The organism is Candidatus Synechococcus calcipolaris G9 (assembly GCF_029582805.1).
Lineage (GTDB): Bacteria > Cyanobacteriota > Cyanobacteriia > Thermosynechococcales > Thermosynechococcaceae > Synechococcus_F > Synechococcus_F calcipolaris.
The window spans coordinates 77,519-94,171 of sequence record NZ_JAKKUT010000007.1; the positions used below are offsets into that span (position 1 = coordinate 77,519).

The 16,653-nt window shown below is 49.6% G+C and carries 17 protein-coding genes and 1 pseudogene; 11 read left to right on the forward strand and 7 right to left on the reverse strand.

The genetic code is table 11. From position 1 onward, the window contains the following. Positions 1–12: 12 nt before the first annotated feature. Positions 13–1,095: a calcium/proton exchanger gene (gene cax, locus L3556_RS14265; RefSeq protein WP_277868003.1), complete on the reverse strand. Its 1,083-nt coding sequence runs from the start codon at positions 1,093–1,095 to the stop codon at positions 13–15. A gap of 156 nt (positions 1,096–1,251) precedes the next feature. Between cax and L3556_RS14270 the strand changes: the two genes are divergently transcribed. After that, the gene (locus L3556_RS14270; protein ID WP_277868004.1) at positions 1,252–1,845 is read left to right on the forward strand and encodes a peroxiredoxin; all 594 of its coding nucleotides are present in this window, start codon (positions 1,252–1,254) and stop codon (positions 1,843–1,845) included. 205 nt (positions 1,846–2,050) lie between these two features. Next, positions 2,051–2,656 (forward strand): Uma2 family endonuclease, encoded by a 606-nt coding sequence (locus L3556_RS14275; protein WP_277868005.1) that lies wholly within the window; start codon positions 2,051–2,053, stop codon positions 2,654–2,656. An 87-nt stretch (positions 2,657–2,743) separates the two neighbouring features. On the opposite strand, the gene glmM is transcribed toward L3556_RS14275, so the two are convergent. Then, positions 2,744–4,132, reverse strand: coding sequence for a phosphoglucosamine mutase (gene glmM / locus L3556_RS14280; RefSeq protein WP_277868006.1), 1,389 nt, complete (start codon positions 4,130–4,132; stop codon positions 2,744–2,746). Positions 4,133–4,370: 238 nt separating this feature from the next. On the opposite strand from glmM, the gene ppc reads away from it, so the two are divergent. Next, positions 4,371–7,391, forward strand: coding sequence for a phosphoenolpyruvate carboxylase (gene ppc, locus L3556_RS14285; RefSeq protein ID WP_277868007.1), 3,021 nt, complete (start codon positions 4,371–4,373; stop codon positions 7,389–7,391). 104 nt (positions 7,392–7,495) lie between these two features. On the opposite strand, the gene L3556_RS14290 is transcribed toward ppc, so the two are convergent. Together L3556_RS14290 and L3556_RS14295 are read right to left on the reverse strand one after the other, a co-directional pair. Then, positions 7,496–8,983, reverse strand: coding sequence for a ShlB/FhaC/HecB family hemolysin secretion/activation protein (locus L3556_RS14290; protein ID WP_277868008.1), 1,488 nt, complete (start codon positions 8,981–8,983; stop codon positions 7,496–7,498). A 92-nt stretch (positions 8,984–9,075) separates the two neighbouring features. Continuing rightward, on the reverse strand, positions 9,076–9,267 hold the full coding sequence (locus L3556_RS14295; RefSeq protein ID WP_277868009.1) for a hypothetical protein: 192 nt from the start codon (positions 9,265–9,267) through the stop codon (positions 9,076–9,078). Positions 9,268–9,656: 389 nt separating this feature from the next. Here L3556_RS14295 and L3556_RS14300 point away from each other — a divergent pair, with 389 nt between their 5' ends. Continuing rightward, positions 9,657–10,046, forward strand: a complete 390-nt coding sequence (locus tag L3556_RS14300; protein ID WP_277868010.1) for a hypothetical protein — start codon at positions 9,657–9,659, stop codon at positions 10,044–10,046. A gap of 37 nt (positions 10,047–10,083) precedes the next feature. Here L3556_RS14300 and L3556_RS14305 read toward each other — a convergent pair whose 3' ends face one another. Beyond that, the gene (locus L3556_RS14305; protein WP_277868011.1) at positions 10,084–12,234 is read right to left on the reverse strand and encodes an NAD(P)/FAD-dependent oxidoreductase; all 2,151 of its coding nucleotides are present in this window, start codon (positions 12,232–12,234) and stop codon (positions 10,084–10,086) included. A 110-nt stretch (positions 12,235–12,344) separates the two neighbouring features. On the opposite strand from L3556_RS14305, the gene L3556_RS14310 reads away from it, so the two are divergent. Then, positions 12,345–12,578 carry a hypothetical protein gene (locus L3556_RS14310; protein ID WP_277868012.1) on the forward strand — a complete coding sequence of 78 codons (234 nt, stop codon included), beginning with the start codon at positions 12,345–12,347 and terminating at the stop codon, positions 12,576–12,578. A gap of 34 nt (positions 12,579–12,612) precedes the next feature. On the opposite strand, the gene L3556_RS14315 is transcribed toward L3556_RS14310, so the two are convergent. Together L3556_RS14315 and brnA are read right to left on the reverse strand one after the other, a co-directional pair. Further along, on the reverse strand, positions 12,613–12,891 hold the full coding sequence (locus L3556_RS14315) for a hypothetical protein (RefSeq protein WP_277868013.1): 279 nt from the start codon (positions 12,889–12,891) through the stop codon (positions 12,613–12,615). A gap of 83 nt (positions 12,892–12,974) precedes the next feature. Further along, positions 12,975–13,217, reverse strand: coding sequence for a type II toxin-antitoxin system BrnA family antitoxin (gene brnA, locus L3556_RS14320; RefSeq protein WP_277868014.1), 243 nt, complete (start codon positions 13,215–13,217; stop codon positions 12,975–12,977). 200 nt (positions 13,218–13,417) lie between these two features. Here brnA and L3556_RS14325 point away from each other — a divergent pair, with 200 nt between their 5' ends. The 6 genes and pseudogenes from L3556_RS14325 to L3556_RS14340 all read left to right on the forward strand — a co-directional run. Continuing rightward, on the forward strand, positions 13,418–13,873 hold the full coding sequence (locus tag L3556_RS14325) for a helix-turn-helix domain-containing protein (RefSeq protein ID WP_277868015.1): 456 nt from the start codon (positions 13,418–13,420) through the stop codon (positions 13,871–13,873). Positions 13,874–13,875: 2 nt separating this feature from the next. Further along, positions 13,876–14,448 carry a PIN domain-containing protein gene (locus L3556_RS14330; RefSeq protein ID WP_277868016.1) on the forward strand — a complete coding sequence of 191 codons (573 nt, stop codon included), beginning with the start codon at positions 13,876–13,878 and terminating at the stop codon, positions 14,446–14,448. Between the two features lie 224 nt (positions 14,449–14,672). Beyond that, a pseudogene (locus L3556_RS16370) lies at positions 14,673–14,807 on the forward strand (IS982 family transposase); the annotation flags it as partial. 40 nt (positions 14,808–14,847) lie between these two features. Further along, a complete protein-coding gene (locus tag L3556_RS16375; RefSeq protein WP_422110794.1) occupies positions 14,848–15,174 on the forward strand; it encodes a transposase in 327 nt (108 codons plus the stop codon). Between the two features lie 168 nt (positions 15,175–15,342). Next, a complete protein-coding gene (locus L3556_RS16380) occupies positions 15,343–15,708 on the forward strand; it encodes an integrase core domain-containing protein (RefSeq protein ID WP_422110792.1) in 366 nt (121 codons plus the stop codon). A 150-nt stretch (positions 15,709–15,858) separates the two neighbouring features. Then, a protein-coding gene (locus L3556_RS14340; RefSeq protein WP_277868017.1) for an IS630 family transposase occupies positions 15,859–16,653 on the forward strand; the annotation gives its coding sequence in 2 pieces (ribosomal slippage) (positions 15,859–16,185 and positions 16,188–16,653; 793 coding nt annotated over the 2 pieces). This gene is flagged as partial in the annotation.

Sequence of the window (16,653 nt, forward strand, 5' to 3'; positions counted from 1 at the left end):
GTGACCAAGGGTTTAGACAGGGTGAAAGTAGAACGCGGTTCCCAAAATGCCAAAGGTGGCTAAAAGGAGGGCCCCCTCTAACCAATTGGAGCGGCCATCTAAGCTAATCAGGTTAGCAATCACCACGGAAATAATTACCGCGACCACTTCAAAGGCACTGAAGTTGAGATCCATGGGCTGACCAATGACTTGGCCAATTAAAACCAATATCGGCGCAACTAAAAGAGCCACCAGCAGACTCGAACCCATGGCAATGGATACCGAAAGATCCATATTATTTTTCAGGGCAACCCCCACCGCAGTGACATATTCAGCGGCTCCCCCCACCAAGGGTAATAAAATCACCCCCGTAAACAGAGGCGTTAAGCCTAGTCCCTCTGTGGCTTCTTCTACGGCTCCCACAAAAATTTCCGACTGGAAGGCAACCCCTAAGGTGGCCACGACTAAGACGGGAATCCAAACCTTTAGGTTGGGGGGGCTATTATGATGGGCTTCCATTTCCTCGCTGAGTTCCACTTGACTGACATCGTAAAGGTAGCTGTGGGTTTTCAGGGAAAACAATAGGGTTAGCACATAGACGACAATCATGATCACGGCGGCGATAATGGACATCTGGGAGATGGCGGAGTCCGGCACCTGCTCAGAGGTATAGATCACCATGGCCGGCAAGAGAATCGCGGCGATCGCCACCGTCATCGAGGAACTATTCACCCGTGCCACCACCGGGGCAAAACTTTGCTCCTTGAAGCGAATTCCCCCCAAAAACATCGACAGTCCCAGGACTAGCAATAGATTGGCAATCAGGGTTCCGGTAATACTGGCTTTAACAATGTCCACCAACCCGGCCCGCAGAGCCACTAGGGCAATAATCAACTCTGTGGCATTCCCAAAAACCGCATTCAGTAAGCCACCAATGGTGGGGCCCGTTGCTAGGGCAACCTCCTCCGTGGCCGTACTTAACCAAATGGCCAGGGGAATAATACCCAAGGCGGCACAAAAAAACACAGCTAAAGCTCCCCACTCAAAATGCTCGGCGGCAACGGATAGGGGGATAAAGACTAAAAAACCAATGGAGATAAACCGCTTCAGTGACATGGTTGTACCCTACGAGGTTAGTCAAAATCGTTATGACTATGATATAGTCAATCCTAGAGGATGTAACTAATTGTTAATTATCCTAGCCTGAGCAGTTCAAAGAGTAACGGTTCACAGCGTCATTAGTCGAAATCAGTTGAGTTAGGAGCATAGTTTATGACGGAATGTTTGCGTGTTGGACAGTCCGCCCCGGATTTTGAAGCCACTGCTGTCTTTGATCAAGAGTTTAAGACCCTGAAACTGTCGGATTATCGTGGCAAGTATGTGGTTTTGTTTTTCTATCCCTTGGATTTTACGTTTGTCTGTCCCACAGAAATTATTGCCTTTAGCGATCGCCACGGTGAATTTGCCCAATTAAACACCGAGGTTTTAGGGGTCTCAGTGGATAGTCAATTTTCCCACTTGGCCTGGACCCAAACCGATCGCAAATCAGGGGGTGTGGGTGATCTCAAATATCCCCTAGTGTCTGACATTAAAAAAGAAATCAGTGCGGCCTATAACGTTCTCACGGACGATGGCATTTCCCTGCGGGGGCTGTTCATTATCGATCCAGAGGGTATTGTTCAGCACGCCACCATTAATAATCTTTCCTTTGGCCGGAGTGTAGATGAAACCCTACGAACCCTCCAGGCCATTCAGTACGTCCAATCCCACCCCGATGAAGTCTGCCCAGCGGGTTGGCAGCCTGGGGATAAAACCATGAATCCGGATCCGGTGAAATCCAAGGTCTATTTTGAAGCGGTATCCTAGGATTGGCTAGCGTTAAAAAACGTTAATCTCCCTTATTCACTTAATTTTTTGCTGGGGATGGGCTTGCTTCTTGGAGAGCGGCCCATTCTTTTTTCTTGGGATTCTTTTTGCGTGAATGTTACTTAAATTTTATAGTTGGTGTAGGTCAGCTTACTGAACGTCAAGAGAAAGCCGTATCCTTGCCCATTAAAATTACAGTTCAATCATGACCTATGTCAGCACAACAACCCTCAGCTTTGACGAGTTCATTGCCCAATACGGTGATGATGACCGCTACGAACTTGCCGATGGAGAACTCACCGACATGGAACCAACAGGGCCCCATGAAACCGTGAGTGGGAAGCTTGCTGTTCACATCGGAATTGCGATTACGAATGGCAAACATCCTTGGTTTATGCCGCGCACTTGCTTGATTCAACCTTTGGCAGAGGTCGCCACCGCTCGTCGTCCCGATATTATTGTCCTAGACGAACCCTTTTTGGTTCATGAACCCCGTTGGCAGCAAGAACCTGTGATCACCCTAGGTCGTTCGATCAAGCTGGTTGTTGAAGTGGTCAGTCGTAATTGGGAAACGGACTACGCCCGCAAGGTTGAGGAATATGCCCTCTTGGGGATTCCTGAATATTGGATTGTTGACTATCGCGGACTAGGTGGGATCCGCTTCATTGGTAAACCGAAACAGCCGACCTTTACCGTCTGCCAATTGGCGGGGGAGGAGTATCGTCAGCAACAATATCGACTCGGTGAGGCGGTTTCGTCGGGACTGTTACCCAATCTACAACTCTGTCTAGAGGATATTTTGCCTCGCTAACCCCCCTCGTTCCCAATAGCCTCTCTTATTGCATTGGCTAATGCCCCCTCAAGAAGAACCATAGGGGTCATAATATTTATGCTGCAATTATGCCGCGAGATGAGTTTCCACGGTAGATACGAGGGTTTGAGTCCAATGCTCCGCTAATTGATCCGTGGCCGCTTCAACCATGACGCGAATCACGGGTTCTGTCCCAGAGGCCCGCACCAACACGCGGCCGCGATCGCCCATGTCTTGGATGGCTTGTTCAATCATGCCCTGAACCGGTTCACAGTCTTGCCATTGCAGTCGTCGCTGGCGATCGCTGACACGGACATTACGCAAAATTTGTGGATAGGGCTGGAAACTCGCATCCCGCAATTCCTGTAGGGACTGGCCCGAATCCTGCACCAGGGTTGCCAAGTGCACGGCGGTTAATAACCCATCGCCACCCACGCCATAATGACGGCAGAGAATATGGCCCGATTGCTCTCCCCCCAACATTGCCCCATGGCGTATCATCTCCGCATGGACATACTGATCCCCCACGGCGGCCCGCACCAACTGCCCCCCGGTTTGCTGCCAGGCCCGTTCAAACCCTAGGTTAGACATGACCGTAGCCACAATGAGATCTCCCGGAAGTTGCCGCTGACGTTGCAGGGTTTGACCCCAAAAATAAAGAATGTGATCCCCATCCACGGTACGGCCAAGACTATCCACCGCCAATACCCGATCCGCATCCCCATCAAAGGCAAATCCTAAATCTGCACGGGTTTCGGAAACAGCAGTCTGGAGAGGGCCTAAATGGGTCGAGCCACAGTCCACATTGATGCGATCGCCATTGGCCTGATCATGGAGGCAAATCACCTCCGCTCCTAGGGCGCGAAAAACATCGGGGGCGATCGCCACCGCCGCACCCCAGGCTAAATCTAAGACCACCCGCAAACCCTGCAAAGGCTGACGAGAATCTAGGGGAGACTGAACGGCTTGGCGATAGGTTTGCAAGAGTTCCGGGCGATAGAAGTGATGCCCCCAAGTACCCGTGTCCGGTAAGCCTGGCCCTTTATTTAAGTGGGCTTCCAATTGTTTTTGGAGCGCAGGGGCGAGTTTACTACCATCGCTGCCAAAAATTTTAATGCCGTTATCTTCCGGTGGATTATGGCTAGCGGAGATCATTGCTCCCCCCACCGCCGCCGTTTTCTGGGTCAAATAGGCAATACAGGGGGTGGGACACAGGCCCACATGCCACACTTCTAAACCTGCCGCCGTCAACCCTGCCGCTAAACTCACCGCCAACATATCACTGGAGTTACGGGAATCTTGGCCCAAAATAAAGGGATGGCCGCCGTCCCCACCTTCCTGAAAAACCTGTTCCTGGAGAACTCGCCCCGCCCAATATCCCAACTGCAAGGCCAAGGTGGGAGTCAGCAATTCACCGGCCCGGCCGCGAATGCCATCGGTGCCAAAACGAATCGGGGTTGCCTTCGCTGCATTCATGGATTAAAACTCCTCACGCCACACCACGCTCTGTTGCTTGCTATTCTGCTAAATTTAGTCAATCATGCGAAAGAGCAAACTTAACATTACGTTACCTGCCAGGACTATAGCATCTTCTTTTTCCGGTGAACAGTTGCAGGGACGGAAAACCTGCGGCAAGCTACATTAAGGACTAGGTGAAGCTCTGAAGCACTTTGCCTTAAAGTAAGGTTGATCACGTTTGCTGTCTGGGGTAGCTATGACATCAGTACTGGACGTTCCCAATTCCGATCTTGTGCAGGAGATGCCATCGGATCAGATCCTCAGCGATCGGCTGAAATTGGTACAGGCCGTGCTAGTGGAGGTCTTAGAGGCTGAATCTGGCAAAGAACTGGTTCAGTTACTCCGACGATTAGGCGCATTGTCTTCGCCAGAAGGTCAGGCCCTCCATGCACCGGAAGGAGACCTGCTAAAAGTCATTGAGTCCTTAGAATTGAGCGAGGCAATTCGAGCTGCCCGGGCCTTTAATCTTTACTTTCAAATCATTAATATTGTTGAACAAAATTACGAGCAACGACAAAATCGCCAACGCACCCAGCAGGAACCGATTAATCTTCGTTCCCTGACCACCGATAATCTATCCTGTGTCAGTGGTGAATCCTTTCCCTCTCCTCCCAGTTCGGCAGATGAGCGGAGTGGCCCCAGTGAACGCCTAGAGCATAGCCTTTATGAAGTTGCCCCACCGGGACAGCGTCATGGTTCCTTTGCCTGGTTATTTCCCCGCCTGCGGGCCCTGAATGTTCCACCCCGCTACATTCAAAATCTGATTAATCAACTGGATATTAAGTTAGTCTTTACGGCCCATCCCACGGAAATTGTCCGCCAAACCATTCGGGATAAGCAGCGGCGGGTTTCTCGGATTTTGGATCAGCTGGATCTTGTTGAACAGCCGGGCTACCACCATACCTGGACAGCGGCAAGCCTGCGGGAACAACTCACGGAAGAAATTCGCCTCTGGTGGCGTACCGATGAACTCCATCAATTTAAGCCGGAAGTTATCGATGAGGTGGAATACACACTCCACTATTTCAAGGCGGTTATCTTTGATATTATTCCCCAGCTATATCGCCAATTTAAGACCACGCTAAAGCAGACATTTCCTGACCTGGAGCCACCGCGCTATAATTTTTGCCGGTTTGGATCTTGGGTGGGCAGCGATCGCGATGGTAATCCTTCAGTCAAGCCAGAAGTAACTTGGCAGACGGCCTGTTATCAACGTAATTTAGTCCTAGAGGAGTATCTCAAGTCCATTGAGCGGTTGATTAATCTCTTGAGTCTCTCCCTGCATTGGTCCGATGTCCTACCGGATCTATTGGACTCCCTAGAGCAGGATCAGCGGCAGTTACCCAATATTTATGATCAATTGGCGGTACGTTTTCGCCAGGAACCCTATCGTCTCAAATTAGCTTACGTTCTTAAACGGTTACAAAATACCCGCGATCGCAACAATCAACTCAAATCCTATTCCTTTAATCGTTTAGAACCCGAGGAGATCACCGCAGGTCAATACTATGCCAACGGTGGAGAATTCCTCCAGGAGCTGCTCCTGATTCAGCGAAATCTCAAGGAAACGGGGCTAAGTTGCCGGGAACTGGAAGACTTAATCTGTCAGGTGGAAGTGTTTGGCTTTAATTTAGCCATTTTAGATATTCGCCAAGAAAGCTCTTGCCACTCCGAAGCCCTCAATGAAATTACCTCCTATTTAGATCTGTTGCCCTGTCCCTACACAGAGCTATCGGAGGCAGAGCGCACCCACTGGCTTTTAAGCGAACTCTCCACCCGTCGCCCCTTAATTCCAGGGGAATTACCCTTTTCCGAGCGAACCAAAGAAATCATTGAAACCTTTCGGATGGTGCGACTACTCCAACAGGAATTTGGGGTTGAACTTTGCACCACCTATATCATTAGCATGAGCCATGAAGTCAGTGATCTGTTAGAGGTGCTGCTTTTGGCAAAGGAGGCGGGGCTATACGATCCGGTGACGGGACACAGTACACTGCAAGCCATTCCCCTCTTTGAAACCGTCGAAGATCTCAAGCACGCCCCGACGGTGCTGAGTCAGTTTTTTACCCTACCCTTTTGTCGTGCCTATCTAGCCAGTAATCAAACCCCCTACTTGCAAGAGGTGATGTTGGGCTATTCCGATAGCAATAAGGATTCTGGGTTTCTCAGTAGTAACTGGGAGATCTATAAGGCGCAACAGTGTTTACAGAAAACAGCGGCAGAATATGGCTTGCAACTGCGAATTTTCCACGGCCGTGGCGGTTCCGTTGGTCGGGGAGGTGGCCCGGCCTATGCGGCAATTTTGGCCCAGCCCGGACAAACCATTGATGGCCGGATCAAGATTACGGAACAGGGAGAAGTGTTGGCCTCCAAGTATTCCCTGCCGGAATTGGCTCTATTTAATCTGGAGACGGTGACAACGGCAGTGATTCAGGCGAGTTTACTGCGAACCAGTATTGATGAAATTCAACCCTGGCACGAAATTATGGAGGAGTTAGCGGCGCGATCGCGGCAGCATTATCGCCATCTGATCTATGAGCAACCCGAGTTCATTGATTTCTTTAATCAAGTGACCCCCATCCAAGAAATTAGCCAACTGCAAATTAGCTCGCGGCCAACGCGGCGGGGCGGCAAGAAAACCCTAGATGGCTTGCGGGCAATTCCCTGGGTATTTAGTTGGACTCAAACTCGTTTCCTGGTGCCTTCCTGGTATGGCGTAGGTACTGCCTTTAAGGGATTTTTGGATGAAAAGCCAGCGGAGCATCTGTCCTTGCTGCGCTATTTTTACTACAAATGGCCCTTTTTCCGGATGGTAATTTCTAAGGTGGAAATGACCCTCTCTAAGGTAGACCTAGAAATTGCCCGTTACTACGTCCATGAACTGAGTAATTCCGATGAAGATCGGGACATCTTTTTACGTTTGTTTGATCAGATTGCCCAGGAATATTATCTCACCTGTGAGTTAGTGCTAACTATCACCGGACATAAACGCTTACTCGATGGGGATCCCACCCTCCAGCGATCGGTGCAGCTACGGAATAAAACCATTGTTCCCTTGGGCTTTTTGCAAGTATCCCTATTAAAACGCCTGCGTCAACACAATAGCCAAACTACCTCCGGCGCAATTTTGCGATCGCGCTATGGCCGCGGTGAACTCCTCCGGGGAGCTTTGCTCACCATTAATGGCGTGGCTGCGGGAATGCGGAATACCGGCTAGAAATACTAGAGCATAGGTTAAAGCTTGCTTTAGGGGAGGCATGGGAAGATTGCATCCCCAGTTCCTCCCATTAAACGATCCAGTGACTCCAAACAGTTCAGTAACTAGGGGCGCATGGTGATACTGAAGTAAATCCCATCGGCTTGCAGACTGGGAGCTTGATCTGGCAAGTTCAGCAGGGGAATGGCGTACTCAAACTTAATATCCAGATTCCGCACGGGCTGAATCAACAGTCCCATACCTACGCCCGCCAGGAAATTATTGGGAACCACACCATTGGGGTTACTGCTATTGTTCCAAACCCAGCCCGCATCAAAGAGGGGGTTAATGGAAATAATTGGACGACGGTTACTTGCCCGCAAAACGGGAAAACGAGCTTCGGTGGAAAAGCGAATCCCATTGTCGCCAGAACGGGCATTGGTGGGATAGCCGCGCACGGAAAGACCGCCGCCAATCACAAACTGATGGAAGGGTAGCAAACTGTTGGGGGAAAGTTGAATATCCGTCCGCAAAATCATGAAATTATCAGCCCAGAGTTGCTGAACCCGTTGACCATTGCCAACCCAGCTAAAGAAATTACCATCCGGTGCGGGGGATGGATTCTGGGTGGCTCCAAAAATGGGTACGCCAAAGTTAAACTGGGAGCGGAAGGCCCAAGCACCACTGTCATCGCGGCGCGTGTAGTCCTGGGCGAATTCAAAGACCCGTGAGGCACTGTAGCCGTCTTCATTGGGGCCAATGCCAAAGGGAAAGGGTTGATTGTCAAAGAGGAAGGTTTGACCGTTCTGGGCAAGGAAACCGGCTGAAAAGGCTAACTCTTCCCGGAACGTACGAATTACGGGCTGGCGAAAACCAATTTGGTAGATAGAGGCTTCGCTGCGGATGCCAAAATCCGCCACATCCGCTTGGGTGATTTTACTACCCGCGATAACGGTTCGCAGAGATAGAGTACCATTCATGGCATTCACCGGCAGGCTGTAGCCAAATTCACCGGTATTGGATCCCCCCCAATTAAAGGTTCCCAGATTATTGCCGAGGGAATAGGAGGCATAGAGGGTATCGCCGCGACCAGAGAGATTTCGATAGGCCAGAAAGGCGGTGCTGCGCTCCGGGGCCACGGCGGGGGGGGAATTGTTATCCATGCCAAAGGAGGCATTAAACCAGTTGGCGGGTATCACCCGAATCACCAAAATGGAGTCTTCTGGGTTGGCACCAGGCTTTAAGCTGGCGGAAACATTTTCAAAAAGGGGATCACTCCGCAACAGTCGGAGTTGGTCTTCGAGGCGATCGGAGTTGAGGGGGACCCCTGCCCCTAGGCGGATGCGGCTGGTAATGTAGCTTGTAACAATGCCCTTATTTCCTTCAACTTCAATGTCTTCAAGGCGGCCTTCAAAAACCTGGATGACGATGGTTCCATCGGTAGCTTGCTGCGTATCCAGTTCGGCACGGGAGCTAAAGTAGCCATTATCGAGATAGAGCTTAGTAATGTCATCCGCCGCCTGTTGCAAGTCCTCTAAATCAACGGCGCGACCTTCGAGGGGAGCAATAATGGGATCAAATTCAGTGGGGCCAAAGACCGTACTGCCTTCCACAATGATCTCATTGACGTTCAGGGTGATCCCTGTAGGTTCCAAGGGCTGAGGGGGCGGGGGGGGGGGCGCAAGTGGAGCTTCGTCGTCGGGTCTTAGGGGGGGGGGCAATGGGCAACGGTGGTTCTAGGGGGGGGGGCAATGGGCAACGGTGGTTCAAGTTGCTGCTGGGTGGGAGTGGTTTGGGGTAACTGCGGCCCCTGGGCGATCGCCCCATTGGGAGAGAACAACTCTAAGCCAATGCCAATAGAACACAGCGATATGGCTGCACTGTAAAACTTTTTCATAGTAATTTTTCTCTCACCCTCACATTACGAAGCTGTTAAAACTAGGGCTGTACGCTCTATACGGCCAACCAAAGCCCAATAAACAAAGGTCCCAGATATATGCTCTATGATGAATAAAACAATTATTGAGACTAAGCGTCGTCTAAATGATCTAGATCAGACAACGATAGGTAGATTGCTGAGGAAAAATTGAGGCTTAAGCGTGTCTTAACCTCTTGATAATCATTAATTCAACAGAATTAATCTGTTAGAAAGAATTTTTATCTTTTCTTTGGCTAATCTACGACTATTTTTAGGGGGCTATTCTTTAAGGTGAGGAGATAAGCAATGGGAAAAACTATAACATAGGCTAACGATCCAGTGTATTTTAATTTAGAAAATAGTTATAGATGAATCCTGATGAACTGCTCACATTGGCAGAATGTAGAGAAATTGACCAAACTCTCCTGCCTGCTCAAGATCGCTTTGCGATCCGAATTACGGTCTATTCTCTGCGCTACTTAACTCCTGTGGCTGAGGAACGGGGCATTGACCTTGAAGACCTTCAGCCGGGAGATATTTATACCTGGATTGAGGGCGATCGCTCCCTACAGATGGAAGAGTTGAACCGTCCAGGCTTTATGGTCTGGTATGCCCAATTTTTAATTAGCTCTCTGGAGAAATTACGCCAGGTTGCCGCAACGCAGGAACTAACGATCAAAGACTTGACCGTTGACCAAATTATTAACTGGTTCCGCCATCAGGTGAATCAAACAATCGATGCCAATAAAAAATCATAAATCGCAACGAGATTTCATAAAATAAAAATACACCATATCAGCGGGGATGGACTTCTAGGGGCGATCGGGTCAAGTCCTCTTGCCGTGATCCTGAGGATGGCTTTGGTAAGGGCTTCTCGATACGCGGCATTCCCAGGGAATAGGTGAGGGCATAACTCCAGGCCAATAGGGAAAACCAGAGTTGGGGGGCACGGGGTTCAAGCCAAGGTTGGAGCGATCGCACGATTCCGGGAACCCAAAGACCTAAAATACCGTGCAAAAAGGCTTCCCAGGTAAAACTGGCGTAGCTCCCTAGCCAGCGCACCATATCCCCAGGGCCGACCATATCCCAAATCCAGTAGAGTAAACCCGGATTTTGCCAAGCGGCGGTCAGGGCCATGCGATTAAAGGGCCACCACCCCGCTCGATCTTTAATAAAGCGATCGGTGAGTTCGGGGGATTCCTGGCCGAGAATGCCAAAAAACGTATTCAGCATGGCATTGATCCGGTTCGGCGGTAGGGACTTACCCGGAGGTACCATCATGCCACGGGAAAAAAGCCAGGTGACGGCGGTATTACTTTGGTAGGCGCGGATTTGGTTCAAGTGCTGGGATGTGAGTAAGTCATGCTTCAAGGCGGTGGCAAGGAGATCTGTCAACCGAGGCAGATTCCGCACTAGGGAGCCAAAACCCGTAAAGACGAGGGGAGATTGCAACGAGGCGGCATCCCCGATCGCCACCAAACGGTCAATGGCCACGGCGCGATCGCCACTGTGATGACTAAAATAGCCGGGAATATAGCCAAAGGTGGGCTTAACCCACGTTAACTCATCTAACTGACAGCGACGATATTCCGGCAAAATCGTAAAAAAGTCTTCGTACATTTCCAACAGTGACCCCGGATTTTGGCGATCTATGTGGTGGTAGTGGAACAGATAGATCGTTAACTCATCGCCGCCCCCAGGGAATAATTCCCAAATCAATTGGCGACCCCGGGAAATATCCCCATGACTATAGAGGACATCCCCATAGGTTGAGTCCCACACCTGGGGTTGAATACCAGAGACAATGGCCCCCACCGTTGGGCAAACACTATTAAAGGGTCGGCCCTGATTCAGTTGCCAGGCAATGGGAGATGCGGTTCCCATGGCATCCACTAACAGCCGACCGGTGGCGGTACACATTTGACCGTTGCGGCGATCGCGGGCTTCAATGCTCACCTGTTCTGGACTCACCTGGGCCCCCTGAAACTCGGTTTGATCCCAAATCTCTCCCCCCGCTTCCCGTAACTTATCGCCACATAGGGCTAAAAAACGGCTGGAATCGAGGGCAACATTCAACACCGTGGGGGTATGAAGCACCGGTGATTGGCAATGGGCCGGGCAGTTGCCATCAAAGAATTTATTAAAGCCATCGGCATACTCTCGGGCAATGACCGACTCAAATTCAGCCGCCGTAAATAACCCTAAATCAATCAAGCTCTGGAATTCTCCCCGAGAAATATTCCATTCCCGATTCATGCGTCCAAAGGGGAGTCGCTCTAATAGCAGAACTCGATAGCCCAAACGGGCCATTACCGCTGCATGGATCACCCCTAGGGCCCCGCCAATGTAGATCAGGTCGTACTCTGGGGATGGGGTCGATTCATGACTATTAAACGTATAACCATTGGAACTATTGGATTCATAAGCCTTCGCTGCATGGCCATGGGATGCCCTAGGATGGGCCTCAACCGTCGTAATCACCGTCCGTGGCTGTTGGGGATTGAGAACTTCCTGTCGCCAGCGTTGTTCCCACCAGTAAACTCGCTCTAGATCCGCTTTACCATTGGGCATTTTCTGAAAATACTGCACCGTCAGGGGATAGTCTTGGGCTAGGGCCGTAAAAATCGAGTCCTGTTCCAGATCAACCCTAGGGGGAACTTGGGGAGTGAGGGGAAAGGTGGTGGCGAGTTCTTGACGTAGCGATCGCCCTAGTTTTTTTTCCTGGGGAAACGGTTTTGACCCCCATCGAAAAATTTTAAGGTATGTGGTACGCTGTAATGTCCAAATAAAGATCGCCAGTTGACTCTCACTGCGGGGATGACTGAGGCGACAGCCTGTGGGAGTGATTATTTTTTGGGCGATCGCCGGTGCATAATCCTGATGAAGCCAATGTAAAACGGCCCCAGAATCAGGGGTAGGGACTTCCAAATATAAAATTTCTTGCATTTTGTTTCGATATCCCTCGAACAGGCTTGACAGGCAACCGAAATGCAGTACACTTCCTGATACTTAGTTTAAGAGAGTTTACAGATTCTCATAAAGTCGTTAGCTGTCCTATGCATTATCCCATCCCTGGTAATCTTCAGGAAATGACCGCCCTCAATGAACACCCCATCAACGAAGAGTTGGTGGCAGCGGCGATCGCTGGCGTGATCCAAATTTCCCGCTCCCAGGGCCAAACCCTTGAAGATGTACGCCAGATGGTCTTAGCCGAAGATGATTTATTAGATACGTCCACCAGAAAATGGCTCAGCGAGATTGTCGGCCAAGCTTGGGATAATTTAAGTTAATCGAATAAATTAAATCAATTAATGGCGATCGGGGCTAGCGAGTTCCAGATTCTAGTTTACGTTTGAGACAATACTGGCCATTTTCCTCATAGCCAGCCGGGCAGGTACTCCCCAGCTTGATCACCGCTGGTTGCGCCCCCTGATTGGGGGAACAGTAATTCTCAGAAACCGCCGTATAGTTGCGGGGACAACGAGAACCTACTTTATTTACCCCCGTGACGGTTTGACTCAAGGCTTGGGCACCAATGATCAGGATTCCAGCACCCACCATCATGATCAGTGGCGATCGCCACCCTAGAGAAGAGGATTTCATGCTAACGCTGCTCCATACTTGGCATCAGACTAGGCTACCAAGCAGGTCGAAAAGCGTCTGTTATCGGGCTAACGTGATGCTCATCAGTAATTTTTCGATGCTGTTGTTTGTCCATCTAAGCGTTGGGCAATCCAGGTTTTAATAACGGCCTGGCGATGAATACCTAGGCGTTGGGCTTCCCTGTCTAGTGCTTGAATCATCCACATCGGAAAATCAACATTGACCCGCTTAATTTCCAATTGCGGACGTTTCACTGTACTTAGATCAAAATATTCAAGCACAGGCTCTCCGCGCTCAAATTTTAGATCTAGTTCTTCAGCCTTCATAGAGCTTGATTTCCTCATGACGAGAACGGCGGACAGAAGGATTACGGAAATTAATGGAAAAATTCTTGCAGGTCAAGCTACCGTCTGGACATTCGTTGCGTGTATTGCGATTGAGTGATTAAACTTACAGTTAGGTCAATAAACTAATTTAGACTAGAGTTAGACCAAAATATAAATATCCTAGGTCAAGAGCATTCGATATGGCACTTGCGCCCGTAGTCTACATACCCACAGAATTAGAAACTGTCTTATCTCGCCAAAGCAGCCGAATTCTCTCGGCCCATGTTCCATCTGGGGCGAGTTTGCGAATTAAGCTCATTGAATCCGGTGGCATCGAAGAACTGGTGGAAATCCCCGCCACTGCTTACCATCTTTTAGTAGATATTCTCACCCAGATGGCTCAGGGAAATGCGGTGACAATGATTCCTGTTCATGCTGAACTCACGACCCAAGAAGCCGCTAACCTCCTCAATGTCTCTCGCCCTTTCTTAATCAAACTTCTAGAGTCTGGGGAAATTCCTTACCGTACAGTTGGGACGCATCGCCGGATTTGCTGCCAAGACGTGATGGACTACAAGCAAAAAACTGATCTGGCTAGGTCACAGGCATTAGATGAACTGGTGGCTCAAGCACAAGAACTTGGTCTGGGCTATTAAGGATGGCCGGGAATTACACGGCTCTTTTTGATGCCTGTGTTCTCTACTCGGCTCCATTGCGGGATTTACTAATGCAGCTTGCTTTAGCAGATCTCTTTCGGGGCAAATGGACAAACGAGATTCATGATGAATGGATGCGTAATCTTGCTCAAAACCGTCCTGACATAACCTTAGAACAACTGAAACGGACAAAAAATTTAATGAACACCCATGTCCGTGATTGTTTGATCACCGACTATGAATGGCTGATGCCTTGCCTGGAGTTGCCTGACCCTAAGGATCGTCATGTTCTGGCTGCGGCAATTCATGGCAAGGTTGACGTAATTGTGACCTTTAACCTGAAAGATTTTCCACCAAAAGCATTAGCTCCCCATAACATCGAGTTACAGCACCCTGATGATTTTCTGGCCTTCCTGATTGACCTAAGACCCATGAAAGTTGTTCAAGCCCTTACAATTGTTCAGGAACGGCTACAAAATCCACCAAAGACTTTAGAAGATTATTTGAACAATCTATTAGGGCAGGGGCTACCCATTTCAGTTTCAATGCTGCGGGCGATTTTTTACGAATCCTAGGGACTATATAAAGGGCATCTCGAGAAATTGCTCAACCTGCTGAAAATAGAGGCTGAAACCATTGAAATCTTGTTTAGGATCGCCTCGGATTTTGAATTAATCGAGGTGCCCTAAAGATAACGTGGGTTCATACTTGGCATCAGACTAAACAACGTGAGTTCTGGATAAGAAAGGGTGAGAGCCGTAGGCTGAAATAAGCAAACAATTCAGCAACTCTCACCCCTATGTCTAGCTTAGAAGACCTTTTCTGCTCAGTCGATGACTTCTGCCAACGTTTTGAACCCCAATGGCAACAGCAACTTTTGCACAGTGGGCTACAAACCCGGAAGCGGAGCCGACAACTGTGCCTGAGCGAAATGACCCTGACTGAAAAAAGTGGACAAACTCCAAGAGTCGCCAATGAAGGAGAATGTCCAAATGAGCCAAAAACCAAGACGAACATTTACTGCCGAACAAAAAGCTCAAGCTGTGGCAATTGTGCAACAGTCAGGGAAGCCGATCAGCCAAGTGGCCCAGGAAATGGGATTGACAGAAAGTGCCCTACGCCAATGGGTCAAACAAGCAACCATTGACCAGGGTGGTGGCAACCAAGGAGCATTGACGACGCAGGAACGGGTGGAACTGACGGCATTACGCAAAGACTTGAAGCGGGTCGAGATGGAGCGTGATTTCCTAAAAAAAGCCGCAGCCTTCTTTGCACGGGAAAGTTCAGACCCTATGAGCTAATCGATGCCCAGAAGGCACATTTTCCCATCAGCCTGATGTGCCAGGTCTTAAAGCAATCGAGGAGTGGCTATTATGCCTGGTGCAACCGACCATTATCACCCCGAGGTAAGGAGAATGAGACATTGAGCCAAATGATTCAACAGATTCAGCAAGAGAGCCGTCAAACCTATGGCTCACCGAGGATACAAGCAGCCTCCGTCAAGCGCTGGTTTATTATTTCACTCAGACCGGGGGTCACAATATGCCAGTCACGACTATCAACAGGCACTAAGGCAAGCTAATATAGCCTGTAGTATAAGCCGTCGGGGCAACTGCTGGGATAATGCGGTCGCTGAACGCTTTTTCGGCACGATAAAAACCGAGCTGATTCACCCCACGGTGTTTCCAAACCGGGCGATTGCCAGGACGACCATTGTTGAATGGATTGAAGTCTTCTACAACCGTAAACGCCTTCATTCCACTCTCGGTTTTCTATCCCCTGCTCAATTTGAGGATCAGTATTACCGCTCCCTAATTTCACCCATTTCCGCTTAATTTCACTGTCCACTTTTTCCAGACAAGGTCAAAATCATGACGATTGTGATTGCTTTTCACCAGCAGGGCTACCGCACGTTCAAGGACTATTGCAGATGAAGACATGATTAGGACAAAATAAAATCGAACCCCAGATGTCTTCTCACCCCTATGCCTTTACCCTATAGCCTCGACCTCCGTCACAAAGCCTTGCGTGCCATCGACCAAGGAGAGAAAAAAACACAGGTCTGTCGCCTGTTCAATATCAGTCGCAACACCCTTGATTTGTGGCTCAAGCGTCGTCAGCAGACCGGTAGTGTCGCCCCAAACACCCACTATCGTCGAGGTCCTGCCCCCAAAGTTAATGACTTAGATGCCTTTGGCACCTTTGCCCAAGAACACGGTCATCTCACCCAACAGCAAATGGCCGAGCGTTGGCCGGAAGCGATCAGTAATCGTACCATCGGTAAAGCCTTGAAACGCATTCAATTCACCCGTAAAAAAAAACTTACGGCTACCGCGAGCGCAATGAAGATCGCCGCCAAGCCTTCTTGACGCAACTGGCTCATTATGACCCAGCCGAGATTGTTTATCTCGATGAAGCTGGAGTGGACAATACCATAGACTATCCTTACGGGTATTGCCATCAGTCTGAACGCTTTCATGCTCTGAGGCTAGGACATCGCACCCAACGCATCAGTATGATTGCAGGTTGGTGTGATCGCCAAATACTAGCCCCGATGACCTTTGAGGGATATTGCAACAGTGACCTATTCGAGAACTGGGTAGAGCAGTTTTTAGTGCCTGAACTGAACGCAGGTCAACTCGTTGTCCTTGACAATGCGAGCTTTCATCAATCGCAGCGGACTCAAGAGTTAATTGAACAGGGTGCATCCAGCCTGTTATTTTTGCCGCCTTACTCCCCTGACTTGAACAAGATAGAGAAATTTTGGGCACGGTTAAAGC

Bases quoted from the DNA above. Each gene is read 5' to 3' on its own strand.
- L3556_RS14275 (WP_277868005.1), top strand. From the start codon at position 2,051: ATGACCTATGTCAGCACAACAACCCTCAGCTTTGACGAGTTCATTGCC.
- L3556_RS14300 (WP_277868010.1), top strand. From the start codon at position 9,657: ATGAATCCTGATGAACTGCTCACATTGGCAGAATGTAGAGAAATTGAC.
- L3556_RS14315 (WP_277868013.1), bottom strand. From the start codon at position 12,891: ATGAAATCCTCTTCTCTAGGGTGGCGATCGCCACTGATCATGATGGTG.
- L3556_RS14310 (WP_277868012.1), top strand. From the start codon at position 12,345: ATGCATTATCCCATCCCTGGTAATCTTCAGGAAATGACCGCCCTCAAT.
- L3556_RS14305 (WP_277868011.1), bottom strand. From the start codon at position 12,234: ATGCAAGAAATTTTATATTTGGAAGTCCCTACCCCTGATTCTGGGGCC.
- cax (WP_277868003.1), bottom strand. From the start codon at position 1,095: ATGTCACTGAAGCGGTTTATCTCCATTGGTTTTTTAGTCTTTATCCCC.
- glmM (WP_277868006.1), bottom strand. From the start codon at position 4,132: ATGAATGCAGCGAAGGCAACCCCGATTCGTTTTGGCACCGATGGCATT.
- brnA (WP_277868014.1), bottom strand. From the start codon at position 13,217: ATGAAGGCTGAAGAACTAGATCTAAAATTTGAGCGCGGAGAGCCTGTG.
- L3556_RS14330 (WP_277868016.1), top strand. From the start codon at position 13,876: ATGGCCGGGAATTACACGGCTCTTTTTGATGCCTGTGTTCTCTACTCG.
- L3556_RS16380 (WP_422110792.1), top strand. From the start codon at position 15,343: ATGGCTCACCGAGGATACAAGCAGCCTCCGTCAAGCGCTGGTTTATTA.
- ppc (WP_277868007.1), top strand. From the start codon at position 4,371: ATGACATCAGTACTGGACGTTCCCAATTCCGATCTTGTGCAGGAGATG.
- L3556_RS16375 (WP_422110794.1), top strand. From the start codon at position 14,848: ATGAAGGAGAATGTCCAAATGAGCCAAAAACCAAGACGAACATTTACT.
- L3556_RS14325 (WP_277868015.1), top strand. From the start codon at position 13,418: ATGGCACTTGCGCCCGTAGTCTACATACCCACAGAATTAGAAACTGTC.
- L3556_RS14270 (WP_277868004.1), top strand. From the start codon at position 1,252: ATGACGGAATGTTTGCGTGTTGGACAGTCCGCCCCGGATTTTGAAGCC.
- L3556_RS14295 (WP_277868009.1), bottom strand. From the start codon at position 9,267: ATGAAAAAGTTTTACAGTGCAGCCATATCGCTGTGTTCTATTGGCATT.